At 36.0% G+C, this 18,372-nt stretch carries 16 protein-coding genes; all 16 read right to left on the reverse strand.

The genetic code is table 11. The features are described 5' to 3' along the window. Nucleotides 1-3: 3 nt before the first annotated feature. The 16 genes from ACN1CD_RS13605 to ACN1CD_RS13680 all read right to left on the reverse strand — a co-directional run bounded on the left by ACN1CD_RS13605 (nt 4) and on the right by ACN1CD_RS13680 (nt 18,370). Entirely contained in the window at nt 4-1,302 is a 1,299-nt protein-coding gene (locus tag ACN1CD_RS13605) for a G-D-S-L family lipolytic protein (RefSeq protein ID WP_419130944.1), read from the reverse strand. A gap of 11 nt (nt 1,303-1,313) precedes the next feature. Next, entirely contained in the window at nt 1,314-2,537 is a 1,224-nt protein-coding gene (locus ACN1CD_RS13610; protein WP_419130945.1) for an OmpP1/FadL family transporter, read from the reverse strand. 76 nt (nt 2,538-2,613) lie between these two features. Further along, a complete protein-coding gene (locus tag ACN1CD_RS13615) occupies nt 2,614-2,925 on the reverse strand; it encodes a DUF3467 domain-containing protein (RefSeq protein ID WP_320464179.1) in 312 nt (103 codons plus the stop codon). 76 nt (nt 2,926-3,001) lie between these two features. Further along, complete coding sequence (locus ACN1CD_RS13620; RefSeq protein ID WP_419130946.1) at nt 3,002-3,277, reverse strand: hypothetical protein; 276 nt, start codon at nt 3,275-3,277, stop codon at nt 3,002-3,004. A 91-nt stretch (nt 3,278-3,368) separates the two neighbouring features. Further along, nucleotides 3,369-7,655, reverse strand: coding sequence for a DNA-directed RNA polymerase subunit beta' (gene rpoC / locus ACN1CD_RS13625; protein WP_132529143.1), 4,287 nt, complete (start codon nt 7,653-7,655; stop codon nt 3,369-3,371). A gap of 75 nt (nt 7,656-7,730) precedes the next feature. After that, a complete protein-coding gene (rpoB, locus tag ACN1CD_RS13630) occupies nt 7,731-11,534 on the reverse strand; it encodes a DNA-directed RNA polymerase subunit beta (RefSeq protein WP_320464181.1) in 3,804 nt (1,267 codons plus the stop codon). Nucleotides 11,535-11,691: 157 nt separating this feature from the next. After that, nucleotides 11,692-12,069: a 50S ribosomal protein L7/L12 gene (rplL, locus tag ACN1CD_RS13635; protein WP_029279312.1), complete on the reverse strand. Its 378-nt coding sequence runs from the start codon at nt 12,067-12,069 to the stop codon at nt 11,692-11,694. Between the two features lie 64 nt (nt 12,070-12,133). Next, nucleotides 12,134-12,655, reverse strand: a complete 522-nt coding sequence (rplJ, locus tag ACN1CD_RS13640) for a 50S ribosomal protein L10 (protein ID WP_088302929.1) — start codon at nt 12,653-12,655, stop codon at nt 12,134-12,136. A 2-nt stretch (nt 12,656-12,657) separates the two neighbouring features. Then, nucleotides 12,658-13,356, reverse strand: coding sequence for a 50S ribosomal protein L1 (gene rplA, locus ACN1CD_RS13645; protein WP_029283242.1), 699 nt, complete (start codon nt 13,354-13,356; stop codon nt 12,658-12,660). A gap of 20 nt (nt 13,357-13,376) precedes the next feature. Continuing rightward, a complete protein-coding gene (rplK, locus tag ACN1CD_RS13650; RefSeq protein WP_132529141.1) occupies nt 13,377-13,820 on the reverse strand; it encodes a 50S ribosomal protein L11 in 444 nt (147 codons plus the stop codon). A 286-nt stretch (nt 13,821-14,106) separates the two neighbouring features. Beyond that, on the reverse strand, nt 14,107-14,973 hold the full coding sequence (locus tag ACN1CD_RS13655) for a hypothetical protein (protein ID WP_419130948.1): 867 nt from the start codon (nt 14,971-14,973) through the stop codon (nt 14,107-14,109). After that, nucleotides 14,970-15,167 carry a hypothetical protein gene (locus tag ACN1CD_RS13660; protein WP_419130949.1) on the reverse strand — a complete coding sequence of 66 codons (198 nt, stop codon included), beginning with the start codon at nt 15,165-15,167 and terminating at the stop codon, nt 14,970-14,972. The genes ACN1CD_RS13655 and ACN1CD_RS13660 overlap by 4 nt, the downstream gene beginning before the upstream one ends. Nucleotides 15,168-15,264: 97 nt before the next feature. Then, nucleotides 15,265-15,744: a hypothetical protein gene (locus ACN1CD_RS13665; RefSeq protein WP_419130950.1), complete on the reverse strand. Its 480-nt coding sequence runs from the start codon at nt 15,742-15,744 to the stop codon at nt 15,265-15,267. 370 nt (nt 15,745-16,114) lie between these two features. Then, nucleotides 16,115-16,678, reverse strand: a complete 564-nt coding sequence (locus ACN1CD_RS13670) for a hypothetical protein (protein WP_419130951.1) — start codon at nt 16,676-16,678, stop codon at nt 16,115-16,117. Between the two features lie 323 nt (nt 16,679-17,001). Further along, complete coding sequence (locus tag ACN1CD_RS13675; RefSeq protein WP_419130952.1) at nt 17,002-17,463, reverse strand: hypothetical protein; 462 nt, start codon at nt 17,461-17,463, stop codon at nt 17,002-17,004. Nucleotides 17,464-17,830: 367 nt separating this feature from the next. Continuing rightward, on the reverse strand, nt 17,831-18,370 hold the full coding sequence (locus tag ACN1CD_RS13680; RefSeq protein WP_419130954.1) for a hypothetical protein: 540 nt from the start codon (nt 18,368-18,370) through the stop codon (nt 17,831-17,833). Nucleotides 18,371-18,372: the final 2 nt, after the last annotated feature.

The raw sequence follows: 18,372 nt of genomic DNA on the forward strand, positions 1-18,372 counted from the left end.
AAACTATTTTACATCCGGAAATTTCACGCCTCTATATTTTGTAATGTCAATGGTTGGAACCGTTGAACCATATTTGGCATTAATCGCATCAATAAATACATTAGCAATCGCCGCATTTCCTCTTGGCGTAAGGTGGATTCCATCTAAAGAAAAAGCACCACCAGAAATAAATGCTGCATTAATGTTGATTCCCTGAACGGCAATTCCTGTTTTTACAGAATTAAAATAGGTATAAGTATCTGCAATGGCTAATCCTTTGCTCGTGGCAATCGTTTTAATACTGCTATTGTAGCTGTCTACATAATCTTTAACCTTTATCACTTCATCCTTATCAAGTACCCAGTTGCTGGTAATCGGATTTCTTGGATCTAAGCCATAGAAAAAACTCAAAGCATTCGGACGTGCAAACAAATTTGCATTTTGGAAAGGCAAACGAATTAAATCTTCAGCAGTTGCAACTCTGACCGTTCCGGTTCCTGTTTGAATAAAAATAGCCTGGGCAGCAGGGTTAACTACTTTCGCAGCCGCAAGCAATGCCGCTGGCGTAACCGTATTGAAATATGGAACTGCAGTAACATCAGGGATAGTACCCACTATACCTTTTTGTCCGCCTGCAGTTAATGCATTTACAAAATTCGAATATAATGATGAGAAGGTAACTTTATCAGTTAATGCGGTAGTAGGGTCTGTTGGTAAAGTAACTGCACCATTTAAAGCATAACCCAATACATCATTATTACCCAACCATAAAGAGAAGAAGGTATGGTTTCTACTTTGAACATATTGAAAATAACTGGTTGTACCCACCTGAGCATCATTCAATAAGCGTTCGAAATATGGATTTGCAGCACTAAATGTTGGTGCAAAGGATAAATCTACACGCATACCAGGGATACCCAAATTTTGGATTTCTCCACTGTATTTATCTAAATGCATAGCTGCATCTCTATACGCTAATTTATCGGTTACTTGTGATAATGTTGGTGTGCCATTAACGAGTGCAGTTAAAGCAATATAACCAGAACCATTTGAATGTGCATCGGTAAAAAATGGTGAGGTAAAAGCTCCACCACCAACTGTAGCCATTTGAGCAGCTATTAAATTCGGGTAAGCCACCTTTTGCCCTTCAAGATATAAACCACCATCAGCAAAGCCTGATGTTAGTGAGTTACCTACCGCAATGTACTTGCTGAAATTAGCTTGCCCGGCGGTGGTGCCTGCTGGCGTTTCAATTTCAGGTTTACAAGATGCTGCAAACAGTATGGTAGCAGCAACAAGACTATTTAATATAATTTTTTTCATGTTGATATCTCCTACCATTTATATGTTAATGAAAGACCTGGCGCATAAACCAAAGTCTTAAACGTGCCATCTAATCCTGTTTCTATGTTCTTTTGCTGACGTGATTTCACATCTTCGAAAAAGAATGATGCATTAACTTCGAAGTGGCTAGTTGGTGCATAACCAACACCTGCACTTAAAATGTAACGATCTGCATCAGGCGCTTCCGGTGTCACAAAACCATCCTGAACCGGTGAAAAGGCATAACCAATCCCGGCACGTAAAGCTAATTTTTCTGAAGCCTGGTGATTAATTCCCATTTTAAATGATGAACCATCGCGATACTTACGGGCAGACCTGCTATCTGCAAGGGCTGAAGTATTCACAGCATAATCAAATGCAAGTTCTTTGTAAATACGCCACTGTACCCAACTGGCATCAAAGGCTAAAGTTGTACTTTTTGATAAAGGAACACCTATACCTAAAGTTGTTGTAGATGGTAAAGGCAATTCTGCATTAAAAGTATTGCCCGCAGGAAAAGAAGTACGTAATGATTCAGGCACATCAAATGTTGCAGTACCATCATTTAACTTAGTTACAACTTTTGATTTATGGACAACAGCGAAAGTAATATTACTTTGCGTTTTTACGTACAAACCAGCATTCCATCCATAACCACTTCCGGTTCCTTCTAATGTAGCATGGCCGGATCTTCCATCAGGATAATTAACAGGAAGTGCCCGCTGAAGGTTCACCTCTCCGTGATTATATACAAAACCAGCTCCAATACCAATGTGATCTGTAATTTTCACACTCAATGTGGGTTGGAAATAAATTGCCTTTAAATTTAAAGAAGTTAAAGCATACCTGCCAGACCACTCATTTCCCCAATCTACCAAACCACCGAAAGGTGTATAAACGCCTAAACCCAACTTCCATTTATTAGATTTCGGTCCCCAAACGGCATAAGCTTCAAACGGAGGTGCAATTTTATTTTTAACGTTTTCTGTTATGTTCGATCCTGTTTGCCTAAATGCAGATTTGAACAGTAATGGATTTACACCTGCAGAAATAGAATTTTTTTCGAGAAAGGAAACTGCCCCTGGGTTAAAGAATACCGATGCTTCATCTAAAGCTAGTGCAGACCCAGCACCTGCCATACCAATTTGTTTTTGCCCTTGTAAGTTAACCTGGAACCCCTGCCCAAAAACCCATAGGGGGACAGAAAGTAATGCGCTCAATAGAAGTTTTTTCATTTTATATATGGTTATATCACAAATATATATTATGCTAGCATAGCAAGCAAATATTTACGGTAAGAATTTTGAGCGATTAGGCTTGAGCAGTTGGTCCGCCAAAGCCCATAGGAAAAGGAGGTTCTTCTTGTGTTTTAATCCGGCCGTTTATAGCTTCAAATTTTTGAATATTATCATCAAGTGCAGTTAACAACCGTTTAGCATGCTCTGGGGTTAAAATAATCCTCGATTTTACTTTAGCCTTTGGAATTCCTGGCATCACACGGATAAAATCCAGTACAAATTCCGTATTGGAATGCGTAATGATGGCCAGGTTAGAAAAAATACCCTCAGCAATTTCTTCAGACAATTCTATATTTAATTGATTTTCGTTTTGTTGTTCTTCCATAATAGATCAAAAATAAAAAATTCCGCAACTCAATGGCGGAATTAAATGTAATATTAAAAATAAGTACTTTAATAATTTATTTCATCATAAAATTAATGATACCTATTACAGCACCAACAATAGCTAAGAATTGAATAAGTCCAACCAGGTAAATAGACTTTGAAAGCTCAGATTTTACCTGCAAAATATATTCTTTTGTATTTGCAATATCTTCCTTAGTAGCTAAGGTTTCTCTCTTATTATCAAATTCAGATCTAACTTCTTCCTTAACAAAAGAAACCAACTGTTCAGCTTCCTGTTCTCCAAGCTTAGCTTTTAAAATCTGAAAGAGTTGAATTTCTGTTACGCTCATTATTTTATTTTTATATAAAACTACAAAATCTATTCCAAACAAAAAAGTCCTCCACTTTTGGTGGAGGACTTGATTTAAATGTATTTAAATATTAAGCTTCTACTTCTTCTTGTTTCGAAGCCAATAATTTGTCGTATTCTTCTTGAGAACCAACAATGATTCTTTCGTAACCACGTACACCAGTACCTGAAGGGATTAAGTGACCAACGATCACATTTTCTTTCAAGCCTAACATATTATCGCGTTTACCTGCAATCGCCGCCTCATTTAATACTTTCGTAGTTTCCTGGAACGAAGCCGCAGAAATGAACGATTTAGTACCTAATGATGCTCTTGTAATACCCTGTAAGATAGAACTTGCCGTTGCTGGTCTTGCATCTCTCACCGTGATCTGTTTTAAATCTTTACGTTTCAATTGAGAATTTTCATCTCTTAATCTACGTAATGACACAATCTGACCTGGTTTGATCTCATTTGAATCACCTGCATCTTCAACAACTTTCTTGTCATACATTGCATCGTTCTCGTCAGCAAAATCCCAACGGTCAACAGCATTGTTTTCTAAGAAAATAGTATCACCTGGATCTTCGATGTGAACTTTCTGCATCATCTGGTGAACAATTACCTCGAAGTGCTTATCGTTAATTTTCACACCTTGCAAACGGTAAACTTCTTGAATACCATTTACTAAGTATTCCTGAACCGCTGCCGGGCCTTTAATTGATAAGATATCCGCTGGCGAAATTGAACCATCTGATAAAGGCATACCTGCTTTCACAAAGTCATTATCCTGTACAAGGATGTGTTTAGACAATGGAACAAGGTATTTTTTAACTTCACCATCTTTAGATTCGATTGTAATCTCACGATTACCACGTTTCACACCACCTAAAGTTACTACACCATCAATCTCAGTTACTACAGCTGGGTTTGAAGGATTACGCGCCTCAAATAACTCTGTTACACGAGGCAAACCACCGGTAATATCTCGGGTTTTACCAGTTGCACGAGGAATCTTAGCGATAATCTGACCAGTTTGGATGGCTTCACCTTCATCAACTGAAACGTGGGCACCTACCGGAATGTTATAACCTTTAATAAATTCGCCTTTCTTATCAACAATCTGAACAGAAGGGTTTTTAGTTTTATCACGTGTATCGATAATTACTTTTTCACGGTGACCAGTTTGCTCATCTGATTCTTCACGGAAGGTTACACCTTCAATAATCGCATCAAATTGTGCTTTACCGGCAAATTCTGAAAGAATAACCGCGTTGTACGGATCCCACGAACAGATTTTATCACCTTTAGCTAATTTATCACCTTCTTTAACGAATAAGAATGCACCGTAAGGAATGTTGTTCGTTACAATGATACGTCCGGTTCCTGGCTCAACAATTTTGAACTCACCTGAACGACCCAATACCACCTGAACAATACCATCTTCTGTTTTTGTATCAACAGTACGGATATTTTCGAATTCGATTACACCATCAAACTTAGCTACAATGTTTGATTCTGCAGCAATGTTTGATGCAGTACCACCCACGTGGAAAGTACGAAGTGTTAACTGTGTACCCGGCTCACCGATAGATTGTGCTGCAATTACACCAACTGCTTCACCTCTCTGAACGCGTTTACCAGATGCTAAGTTACGTCCATAACATAATGAACAAACACCTCTTTTATTTTCGCAGGTTAATACCGAACGAATTTCGATACCTTCTAATGGAGATTCTTCGATTAGTTTTGCAACTTCTTCGTTGATGTCTTCACCAGCACCTACTAGTAATGTATTATCTAAAGGATTGTAAACATCGTGCAATGAAGTACGACCTAAAATCCTGTCATATAATGGCTCAACAATATCTTCCTGATCTTTCAATGCAGTAGTGTACATACCTCTTAAAGTACCACAATCTTCTGAATTAACGATCATATCCTGAGCAACATCATGCAAACGACGTGTTAAGTAACCCGCATCTGCTGTTTTTAACGCCGTATCCGCCAAACCTTTACGCGCACCGTGAGTAGAGATAAAGTACTCTAATACCGATAAACCTTCTTTAAAGTTTGATAAGATCGGGTTTTCAATGATATCACCACCTGAACCAGATTTTTGAGGTTTCGCCATCAAACCACGCATTCCGCAAAGCTGACGAATCTGCTCTTTCGAACCACGTGCACCAGAATCAAGCATCATGTAAACCGAGTTAAAACCTTGGTTATCCGAAGATAACTGATTCATAACGAAAGTGGTTAATCTGTTGTTGATACGGGTCCAGATATCAATAATCTGGTTGTAACGTTCGTTGTTCGTAATGAAACCCATGTTATAGTTGTTTCTTACTTCTTCAACTTCGTTAGCAGCCTGCTCTAATAAAGTATGTTTTTCAACAGGAATGTTTACATCTTGTAAGTTGAACGATAAACCTCCCTGGAATGCCATACGGAAACCTAATTCTTTGATATCATCTAAGAATTGAGAAGAACGTGCCATACCAGTCATTTTAACTACTTCACCGATAATATCTCTTAACGATTTTTTAGTTAATAATTCATTGATATAACCAACTTCCTCAGGAACCATTTGGTTAAATAATACCCTACCTACTGTAGTTTCAGTTAGTTTATTAACGATTGAACCGTCATTTTGCTTAACATTAACCCTTACTTTGATAAAAGCATGCAAGTCTAATTCTTTCTCATTGTAAGCAATAATTACTTCCTCTGGTGAATAAAAATTAGAATCTTGTCCTTTTACAACTCTGGTTTCATCAGTTCTACGGCCTTTAGTAATGTAATAAAGACCCAAAACCATATCCTGAGATGGTACTGTAATTGGCGTACCATTCGCAGGGTTCAAGATGTTGTGTGCTGCTAACATCAATACCTGGGCTTCCAAAATTGCTGCGTTACCTAATGGTAAGTGGACAGCCATCTGGTCACCATCAAAATCGGCGTTGAATGCAGTACAAACTAATGGGTGTAACTGGATTGCTTTTCCTTCAATTAGTTTTGGCTGGAAAGCCTGAATACCTAATCTGTGTAGCGTTGGTGCACGGTTTAATAATACCGGGTGACCTTTTAATACATTTTCTAAGATATCCCAAACTAATGGATCTTTTCGATCAACGATTTTCTTAGCAGATTTAACTGTTTTAACTACACCACGCTCAATCATCTTACGAATAATGAACGGTTTGTAAAGCTCAGCAGCCATATCTTTAGGAATACCGCACTCGTGTAATTTAAGGCTTGGCCCTACAACAATTACCGAACGAGCTGAATAATCCACACGTTTACCTAATAAATTCTGACGGAAACGACCTTGTTTACCTTTCAGGATATCTGAAAGTGATTTCAAAGCACGGTTACCTTCAGTTTTTACCGCATTAACTTTACGTGAGTTATCAAATAACGAATCTACAGCTTCCTGCAACATACGTTTCTCGTTACGTAAAATTACCTCTGGTGCTTTAATCTCGATCAAACGTTTTAAACGGTTGTTACGGATAATTACACGACGATATAAATCATTTAAATCTGAAGTAGCGAAACGACCACCTTCTAATGGAACTAAAGGACGTAATTCTGGTGGAATAACCGGAACGATTTTAACAATCATCCATTCCGGGCGATTCTCAATACGTGTATTAGCACCACGGAAAGCTTCCACAACCTGAAGACGTTTTAAAGCCTCATTTTTACGTTGTTGAGAAGTTTCGTTAGCAGCCTGGTGGCGTAAATCGTAAGATAAGGTATCTAAGTTAATACGTTTCAATAAGTCTTCTAATGCTTCAGCACCCATTTTGGCGATGAATTTATTAGGATCTTTATCGTCTAAGTATTGGTTTTCTTTAGGTAATTTATCTAAGATATCTAAGTATTCTTCTTCTGTTAAGAAGTCCATATACTTGATGCCATCCTCTTCCATTAAACCGGATTGGATCACTACGTAACGCTCATAATAGATAATTAAATCTAGTTTTTTAGTAGGTAAACCTAATAAATAACCGATTTTGTTTGGTAAAGAACGGAAATACCAGATGTGCGCCACAGGAACCACCAAAGCGATGTGTCCCATACGTTCACGACGTACTTTCTTTTCTGTTACTTCAACACCACAACGATCACAAACGATACCCTTATAACGGATACGTTTATATTTACCGCAATGACATTCGTAATCTTTTACCGGACCAAAAATACGCTCACAAAACAAACCATCACGCTCAGGTTTGTAAGTACGGTAGTTAATGGTTTCTGGTTTCAACACCTCACCGCTGGAACGCTCCAAAATAATTTCCGGAGACGATAAGCTAATCGTGATTGATGTGAAATTGCTTTTTAATTTATTATCCTTTTTGTAAGACATACTTATGTAAGGTTAAAGCGGAAAGCTTAAAGACCAAAGCTGCTTTGAGCTTTAGTCTTTCGGCTTTCGGCTTAATTAATCTAATGTAATATCTAAACCTAAACCGCGTAACTCATGTACCAATACGTTAAACGATTCTGGTACACCTGGAGTTGGTAGGTTTTCACCTTTAACAATGGCTTCGTAAGTTTTGGCTCTTCCGATAACATCATCCGATTTAACGGTTAAGATCTCTTGAAGAATATTAGCTGCACCGAATGCCTCCAATGCCCAAACCTCCATCTCACCAAAACGCTGACCCCCGAATTGAGCTTTACCACCCAATGGTTGTTGTGTAATTAATGAGTATGGTCCGATTGAACGGGCGTGCATTTTATCATCAACCATGTGACCTAATTTCAACATGTAGATAATACCTACTGTCGTAGTCTGATCGAAACGCTCACCTGTTAAACCATTGTATAAGTAAGTTTTACCTGAAGCAGGAACACCCGCTTTAGCAATCCACTCTTCTACCTCAGTATGTGTAGCACCATCAAAAATCGGAGTTGCAAATTTAACACCTAATTCCTGACCAGCCCATGCCAAAATAGTTTCGTAGATCTGACCAAGGTTCATACGTGAAGGTACACCCAGTGGGTTCAACACGATATCAACCGGAGTACCATCAGCTAAGAAAGGCATATCTTCATCACGTACAATACGTGCAACAATACCTTTATTACCGTGGCGACCCGCCATTTTATCACCTACTTTTAATTTACGTTTTTTAGCAACATAAACTTTTGCCATCTGTACGATTCCTGAAGGAAGCTCATCTCCTACACTGATCGCGAATTTATCACGTTTGTAAGCGCCAAGTTCTTCATTAACACGGATACCGTAGTTGTGAAGCAACATTTTAATCATCTCGTTTTTATCATCATCAGTAGTCCATTTGTTAGGGCTAATGTGATTATAATCAAGATCTGCTAAAATTTTCTGAGTGAATTTAGCACCTTTAGCTACTAGCAATTCTTTATAAATATTGAATACACCCTGAGATGTTTTTCCATTTACAATAGTGAATAACTTATCTACTAATTCTGCTTTTAATTTTTCAGTAATGCTGGTATAACCCTTGTCTAATTTCTCAATTGCCGATTTCTCTTCAGCTTTTGTAGTTTTCTTAGCACGGCTGAATAATTTTGTATCAATTACCACACCCTGGATAGAAGGAGGAGTTTTTAAAGACGCATCTTTAACATCACCTGCTTTATCACCAAAGATTGCACGTAGTAATTTCTCTTCAGGTGAAGGATCAGATTCTCCTTTTGGAGTGATCTTACCAATTAAAATATCACCTTCTTTTACATCAGCACCAACACGGATAATACCGTTTTCATCAAGGTCTTTAGTAGCCTCTTCAGAAACGTTCGGGATATCCGGTGTTAATTCCTCTTCTCCACGTTTAGTATCACGTACTTCTAATTCAAACTCTTCAATATGCAATGAAGTGAAAATATCATCACGAACAATACGTTCGTTGATTACAATCGCATCCTCAAAGTTGAAACCTTGCCAAGGCATGAAAGCCACTTTCAAGTTTCTACCTAATGCCAATTCACCGTTTTGAGTTGCATAACCTTCGCAAAGTACTTGTCCTTTAGTAACTTTCTGACCTTTTCTTACGATTGGTTTTAAGTTGATACAAGTATTCTGATTGGTTTTTTTGAACTTAATTAAACGGTAAGTTTTACTATCACCTTCAAATGAAACTAAACGATCATCTTCGTTACGTTCGTATTTAATGGTGATTTCGTTAGCATCTACATATTCTACAACACCATCACCTTCTGCATTGATCAACGTTCTTGAGTCACGGGCAACGCGACCTTCCAAACCTGTACCAACAATTGGTGCTTCAGGACGTAACAATGGTACGGCCTGACGTTGCATGTTCGATCCCATCAAAGCCCTGTTCGCATCATCATGTTCCAAGAACGGAATTAACGACGCAGCGATTGAAGTAATCTGATTTGGTGCAACATCCATTAAGTCTAATTTCTCAGGCTCAATAATCGGGAAGTCACCCTCGTAACGTGCCTTAACACGTGGCGTGGTAAATACACCTTTATCATCATACTCTGCATTAGCCTGAGCGATGGTTTTACCATCTTCATCTTCTGCAGATAAATAAATAACGTCCGAATCAACAACTACCTTACCATCTTCAACACGTTTGTATGGTGTTTCGATGAAACCTAAATTATTGATTTTTGCATGCACACAAAGTGATGAAATTAAACCAATGTTTGGTCCCTCTGGTGTTTCAATTGTACATAAACGACCGTAGTGAGTATAGTGAACGTCACGTACCTCGAAACCAGCTCTTTCACGTGATAAACCACCTGGGCCTAAAGCTGATAAACGGCGTTTGTGAGTTATCTCTGCCAATGGATTCGTTTGATCCATAAACTGAGATAACTGATTGGTACCAAAGAAAGAGTTAATTACGGATGATAACGTACGGGCGTTAATCAAATCTGTTGGTGTAAACACCTCATTATCGCGGATATTCATACGCTCACGGATGGTTCTGGCCATACGGGCTAAACCAACACCGAACTGCGCATATAACTGCTCACCTACCGTACGTACACGACGGTTTGATAAGTGATCAATATCATCCACTTCTTCTTTAGAGTTGATCAATTTGATCAGGTATTTAACAATCGCGATAATATCCGCTTTTGTTAATACTTTTACATCATCGGGTGTATTCATTTTCAATTTACGGTTGATGCGGTAACGACCAACATCTCCTAAATCGTAACGTTTATCTGAGAAGAATAAACGATCAATGATACCACGTGCAGTTTCCTCATCAGGTGGTTCTGCGTTACGCAAAGCACGATAGATGTTTTCAACAGCCTCTTTTTCTGAGTTTGATGTATCTTTTTGTAATGTATTATAAATAATGGTATAATCAGCCTGGCTGGCACCATCTTCCTTAGAAAGGATGATTGTTTTAACACCAGCTTCGATAACCATATCAATGTGTTCGTCTTCTAAAACGGTTTCTCTTTCAAGAATCACTTCATTACGGTCGATAGAAACTACCTCACCTGTATCTTCATCTACAAAATCTTCGACCCATTTCTTTAAAACTCTTGCCGCTAGTTTACGACCGATATATTTCTTTAAACCTGATTTACTAACTTTTACTTCGTCAGCAAGATCGAAAAGTTCTAAGATATCTTTATCAGAATCATAACCAATAGCACGTAATAAAGTGGTAACCGGGAATTTTTTCTTACGATCGATGTAAGCATACATCACGTTGTTAACGTCTGTAGCAAACTCAATCCATGAACCTTTGAAAGGAATAACACGTGCAGAATACAATTTGGTTCCGTTAGTGTGACGGCTTTGGCCGAAGAACACTCCAGGAGAACGGTGTAATTGCGAAACGATAACACGTTCTGCACCGTTAATAACAAACGTACCTTTTGGCGTCATATACGGGATAGTACCTAAGTACACATCCTGAATAATAGTTTCAAAGTCTTCATGTTCAACATCGTTACAAGAAAGCTTTAGCTTTGCTTTTAATGGAACATTGTAGGTTAATCCACGCTCAATACACTCGTGTATATCGTAACGTGGCGGATCAACAAAATAATCAAGAAACTCTAATACGAAGATATTTCTTGAATCTGTTATTGGAAAGTTCTCAGCAAACACTTTAAACAAACCTTCGCTAGAGCGATCGTCTGATGTGGTATCTATCTGGAAAAATTCTCTGAATGATTGCAATTGCACATCCAGAAAATCCGGATAGTCTATAATGTGCTTACTAGTTGCAAAATTTACTCTTTGTTCGACTGTCTTTGCCAATGGACTAAAAGATTTTAGTTTAAGAATAAACTATTTGTTTGGTTTGTGTTTGAAACATACTCATTAACCAAACAAAATGAGGTGTTTATAAACAGGTAAAGACACCAACATTTTCAGTCGGTGTCTAATACATTTTTAGCTTAGCTAAATTAAGTGATTACTTAATTTCAACTACTGCTCCAGCTTCTTCTAATTGTTTTTTAAGAGCTTCTGCTTCGTCTTTAGTAACACCAGCTTTTAATTCTTTTGGTGCTCCGTCAACTAAGTCTTTTGCTTCTTTCAAACCAAGACCAGTTAAGTCTTTAACAAGTTTCACAACTGCTAATTTAGCGCCACCAGCTTCTTTAAGAATTACATCAAAAGATGTTTTTTCTGCAGCAGCAGCAGGTGCATCACCACCAGCAGCAGGACCAGCAACTACAGCAGCAGCTGCAGGCTCGATACCATACTCGTCTTTTAAGATTTGAGCTAATTCGTTAACTTCTTTAACGGTTAAGTTTACTAATTGCTCAGCAAACGATTTTAAATCTGCCATTTTATTAAGATTTTAAATTTTTACGTAAAATAATTTTGTTTTATTTGCGAACTTAAGGTGTTCGTTAACCTTCTCTTTCTTGAAGAGTTTTAACAATTCCTGCAATTTTGCCTCCGCTTGATTTAAGCGCAGATACAACATTTTTCGCTGGTGATTGTAATAATCCAATGATGTCGCCAATAAGCTCTTCTCTCGATTTTAAGCTTACTAAGTTATTCAATTGGTCATCGCCAACGTATACTGATGAATCTATAAATGCTGCTTTAAGCAATGGTTTATCAGATGTTCTTCTCAAAGCTTTAATCAACTTAGCCGGAGCGTTTGCTGTTTTTGAGAATAATAATGATGATGAACCTTTAAGGGCTTCGTATATCTCAGAAGCATCGCCATCTAAACCTTCAATCGCTTTGCGGATTAAAGAGTTTTTAGCAACTTTCATGATGATATCATCTTCGAAACATTTGCGGCGGATGTTATTAATCTGCTCAACAGAAAGGCTAGAAGTATCAGCAATATAGAAATTGCCATACTCTTGCATTTGTCCTTGTAGTTCTAAAACTACTTCGTTTTTTTCTTCTCTGTTCATGATTAAATCCCCGCTACTGATTTAGTTTCAATTGCAATTCCAGGACTCATAGTAGAAGACACGTGAATGCTTTTAAAATAAGTTCCTTTTGCAGCAGATGGTTTTAATTTAGAAATAACCTGAATAATTTCAAGCGCATTCTCATAAATTTTGTCTGCTGGGAATGATACTTTTCCTATCGAGGCGTGTATGATACCCGTTTTGTCTACTTTAAAATCAATCTTACCTGCTTTAACCTCAGTTACAGCTTTACCAACATCGTTAGTTACTGTACCTGATTTTGGATTAGGCATTAAGTTCCTTGGACCTAAAACACGTCCCAATTTACCTACCTTAGCCATACAAGCTGGTGTAGTGATAATAATGTCTACATCGGTCCAACCACCTTCAATTTTAGCTACATACTCGTCTAAACCTACGAAGTCTGCACCAGCTGCTTTCGCTTCTTCTTCCTTATCAGGAGTTACTAGAGCTAAAACACGTACAGTTTTACCTGTTCCGTGTGGTAAAGTAGCAATCCCACGCACCATTTGATTGGCTTTACGCGGATCTACACCTAAAGATACATCAATATCAACTGATGCATCGAACTTAGTGGTAGTGATTTCTTTTACCAAAGCAGCAGCAGCCTGTAAAGTATAAGCTTTACCAGCTTCTATCTTAGCATGTGCCTTTTTTTGATTTTTAGTTAATTTCGCCACTGTTGTAAACTGTTTTTTAATTAATTGTTCCAGGGTGCGTCACCAGAAACGGTGATTCCCATACTGCGTGCTGTTCCAGCAACCATACTCATTGCAGATTCGATTGTAAATGCATTTAAATCAGGCATTTTATCTTCAGCAATAACTTTAATCTGGTCCCAGGTCACCGACCCAACTTTCTTACGGTTAGGCTCAGCAGAACCACTCTGTAATTTAGTAGCATCTTTTAACTGGATAGCTACCGGAGGGGTTTTGATGATGAATTCGAATGACTTATCAGCATAAACAGTAATTACAACTGGCAATACTTTACCTGCTTTATCTTGGGTACGAGCGTTGTACTGTTTGCAAAACTCCATAATGTTCACCCCTTTAGCACCTAATGCAGGTCCTACTGGTGGCGATGGATTTGCCGCTCCGCCTTTGATCTGTAATTTGATCATTGCACTGACTTCTTTTGCCATTTTGTGTTTTTTGTTTATTTAAAACTCAATGTTAAATATTGGAAGCATGTAACATTTAATTCCTTATAGCTCCTATAAAGCTTAAAGGACTGCAAAGATATGGATAATCTTGCAGTCCTACAATAGATTAGATAAAATATTTAAATATAATTCGATTATGCTTTTTTAAGTTCTGAAACTAAATAGATTGTCTATTACTCATTTGCATTACCATTTCTATCATTCGATATTTCAAATGCAATCAGTGTTTAAATTTTACGGTAATTAAGTTGTAAGATAAAATCTTTTATTTTATTAAACCGCTTAAATTTAAAACTTCTACAAAATTGAACTGAATAGGGGTTTCAAAATCATCAAAGTAACTCTTCATTGATTCCAGCTTAAACGGAATTATTTTAAAGTCAGTTACCCCAACACCAATCTTGTACCTTATTTCAGACGTAACGCGACCAAATGAAAATCCCCTATCATGAATTAATTTTAAATTGATCCAAAAATCAATGGCCATTTGCTCCCTATCAATTTTCTTAATAAACCATTTATCATAAAAATCATCTATCCAAATACCAAAAGGTTTTAGAGCAGTAGAATCTTGTAATATTATTTTTCGAAGTGAGTCGATAGCCTTTGCAGTATATGGTTTTGACAAAGTATTAATTTCAAATTTTCTAGACAACGATCCAAAAACTGGAAAATATTGCGGATCTTCTTTAATTGAAAAAGCCTGCCCAAATATTTCTGACCCTATCAATTCATAATATTTATCCTTTTTTAAGATAATTGGTCTAACGACTAGAGTATTAGTTTCTTTTTCCAGTAAACTAGTTTGAAATCTTTCAATGTTTGATATCTGATTTTTAACTATTGATAAAGTATCATAAATCTGTTTTAATAAGATTCTCTTTCCCGGAATAATATAAAATGCAAACATAAAGTCCGCATTGTCTCCAATCTTACTTTGATGATTTTGTGTTATCTTGTACCGAACATTAAGTATGTATGCTTCTTTATCATTTAAACTTTTAACCTTTATTAATTTGTTTTTAGAACTATCTGCATTTATGATAACATATTTGACAATGTTACTTGTTTGTGAATACAGATATATTGGAATTATTAATTGAAAAAGAATTAATATAATTGACGTTCTCATAACTTTTTATATTTAGTTGCCAAAGTAATTGTTGGTGATGATGTTCCTAATTTTGCATTGGTAGTGTACCAGGTTCCATTTGGTGCAAAAGTACCGGCTTTAGTTTTTTGAAGACCAACCCAGCCCATCTTTTCAAAATAATTAGGGTCAGCAGGAAATGGAATATTTTCACTTATAGCATAGCTTTTAAGCATTGCAGAAATATTACTGACAAAACTTGTTGCTATTACTTTTTTAAATAATAGAATTGAATAATTACAATAATCTTTATATGATAATAAATTAAAGATGTTAATTAATCTCTTTAGGCAGACTAGCATCTACCACGGGCTTCAATAGAATTATAGGCTTTCCATAAACCATCTCAGGAATTAAATTTTTAATACTGTTTAAAAAACCATTTTCATAATCTATTGAATGATCAGTTACTCTATATGAGTAATAAGAAAAAAGCACAACTGTTGAGGAATATTCTTTAAAATTAAAATTGTGTGTTTTAATTCTTTCTAACAAGGAATTGTCAACTGCATATATTCTCTTTGTTTCAGGGTTCAATTTACTTGAGTAATATAGGGTATCAATTTTACATTTCGCATCAAAAGAAAGTGCTATCGCAAAAAAATGTGCAAAATTCTTTTTTGTGCTTCCATAGGAATCTGCCTTTGTACCTTTAACAATCAAATGACTGATGAACTCAGGTAGCTTAGGTACTTTCTGCCCTAATGTTACGCAACTCAAGAGCATAACAAAAATAAATAATAGGTATCTCATAATTAATTACAATATGTTCCCTGTTTGTTAGCAGCGGATTTATTAGTATGTCGCCTGTTTGTCTCATTTATGGCATCCCTTTCTGCTTGAGTCAATTTTGTTATATAGAGATTAGTTTTTTCTAAACCTTCCCAGCTAAGGACTCAAGCTTCCTAATCACTAATGTTTGGAAAAGCAATTTTGAGCGCCCAAGTCATCAAAAGCACATACTTATCGGTCACAGTTTCATGTTGATTGGTTATAAGGCATTAACCTGACGTATCCTTTCTTTTTTAATCCTTTAGTATCCTATTAATATAAAAATTCTAAAGCGGATTAATAATTCTGTATAGTAAAATTATAACGGTCATGTTTTAAGCCCCCACTTAGACTATTCAATAGCAAGTGGTAATGTGGCTACTTTTTTCCATATTGTATCTTCATATTTATAGAAAGCTATTATACTATTTGTAATTACACCTTCTCCAACTGCATTCGAAAAAAAGTCATAATAGATAACACAAGCCCTATTTTCTGCTTCGTTTAAAATGAATGGAGTAAATCCCATACGTAATCCCGAACGATCTGAAAGATTAACTCCTTTACTTTTTAAAATTTTTCTAACCTCTAATTTTTCAAAACTCTGGTGTTGAAGATTTCTAGATTTTGTTAGATAGCTTTTAACAAATTGCCATTCTGTACTATCTGAAAGTTGATTCAATCCTCCATCCCTTAAAAAACTAGGTAAATATTGCATTCCATCTTTAGAAAAGCGAGGAATGCAGATAGTTGCACCATTTTTTTCGACATTATCTTTTCTATTTGCTAAGTTGTAAAGTACTTCAGAAAATAAAGAAGTTATCTTTACAAGATTGGAATTTTGCCTGGATTGTTCTTGTTGAGCTTTGCACCCCCAACTGACAAAAAGAATAAAATACAAAATTAAAGATTTCATTAGCATCCTTTTATTTGCTTCAAGAGTGCCATTAGCTTTTGCTCTAGAAGCATTCGGAGCTTTGATTTTACCTTCCTCATTTGAGTCGTTGATTAGATAAAGAATAGTTTTAGGAATGAGGTATACCTGAAATAAGTTAAATAATTTGATCGGAAATATTTTTTTACACTAACTACTTATTTTATTACACGAACCGCCTTATTAAGTAGTGATAAAATAAAAAAAGCTTTCCCTTTTTAGGAAAGCTTTCTAAATATCTAAACAATTAATTTCTTATTCTTTTTCTACCTGTATATAATTAAATTACAGCGGTATTTTGCAGTCTAAAACCTTTTTATCTTTTCAATTGAATTAACTTTTCTGGGATTGTACGGGGCCGCTAATGCCATATCTATTAACCTCATGTTTTCTCCGTCGGGCTCGATAAATACAAATTTATATTTCGTCCAATCTGCAGGTGGCAGGCATTTCACTGCAATATCAATTAATTGTGTAATTGGAACAGTTTTAATCTTGCTAAATTCTTCAATGCTAATTTTTTTGTTTTTATGCCGCTCCGTACTATAAAAAAAACTAATGTCTTTAAAAAAAGGATAACATCTGCATTGTAATACATACAACTTAAAAGGCCCCTCCCTTTCGAATGTGAATATTCTATCTTTTGCAGGTATTGCAGCCGTATCTAAGAGGTAATAAACAGTATCTCCTTTTACTTGAGCTCTTACCTTGTGTATATTAAAAAGTATCGAGCTAAATACTCCAAAAATAATTAAATATCTCATCATACTAATTTTAATTGCAACCAGTTGTAGAAAGTTTGTTATTGGAATTTAAATTTGCCAGATTAAATGTATTCCGTTCAGCTGCTGTAATACCATACTTTGCCTGGATCGCTGAAAACGCCGAATTTACATTATCTATAAAATTTTGTGGGGTTCCAGGATCAACGGTATCAAGTTAAGCACTAACGAAGGTTTACGACCGAAAATCTTAACCATTACTTTTAATCTTTTCTTTTTAGAAAGCCAGATCTAATTTTATATTCCTATAAAAGGTTAGTAGAAATTTATGTGAGATATGATCAAACTTGTTTATGGATTACCGTATATTTTATATTTAAACTAGCTAAATCAGAAAAAGTTAAAATCAAATCTAATTTATAGGGTCAAAGAAATCATTTATAAATGGTTGTAACAATACCATTTCATGTTTGCTATCCGTATTAATTACTGGCCATAAAGATGAAAAATCTTTTAAAAATTCATTCAAATTAGAAATTTTGTCATCCTGAGGCCTTTTAAAAAGTATTGGAAAAATTAATATCTTATTTCTATAAATAGGATCATCCACTGGCATTTTTTTTAAGTCATAAATCAAATTATCGTTCACAATAATGATTGTGGATTTATCTCTTAATACATTACCTGAGAAGAAAACGTTCTTAATATTACCTAACGAATCAACAAAAAGAGCTACAGAAATCAAAACCATATTATTCTTAGGCATCTTAAACAATGCTTCGCTTTTAATATATTTATCGAATCTTTTTAAAATTGAAATCCGAATATCTGTCTTTTGTTTTAAAGAGATAATAGAGACTGGTGCCGACTCATCATAAACATTTAGCTGTTGGGAAGAAGATATGTTTACAAAACCTAGCAATAAACATATACTAATGACTACTCCTTTCATAT

The sequence above is a fragment of the Pedobacter sp. N23S346 genome, from assembly GCF_048515415.1.
Taxonomy (GTDB): domain Bacteria; phylum Bacteroidota; class Bacteroidia; order Sphingobacteriales; family Sphingobacteriaceae; genus Pedobacter.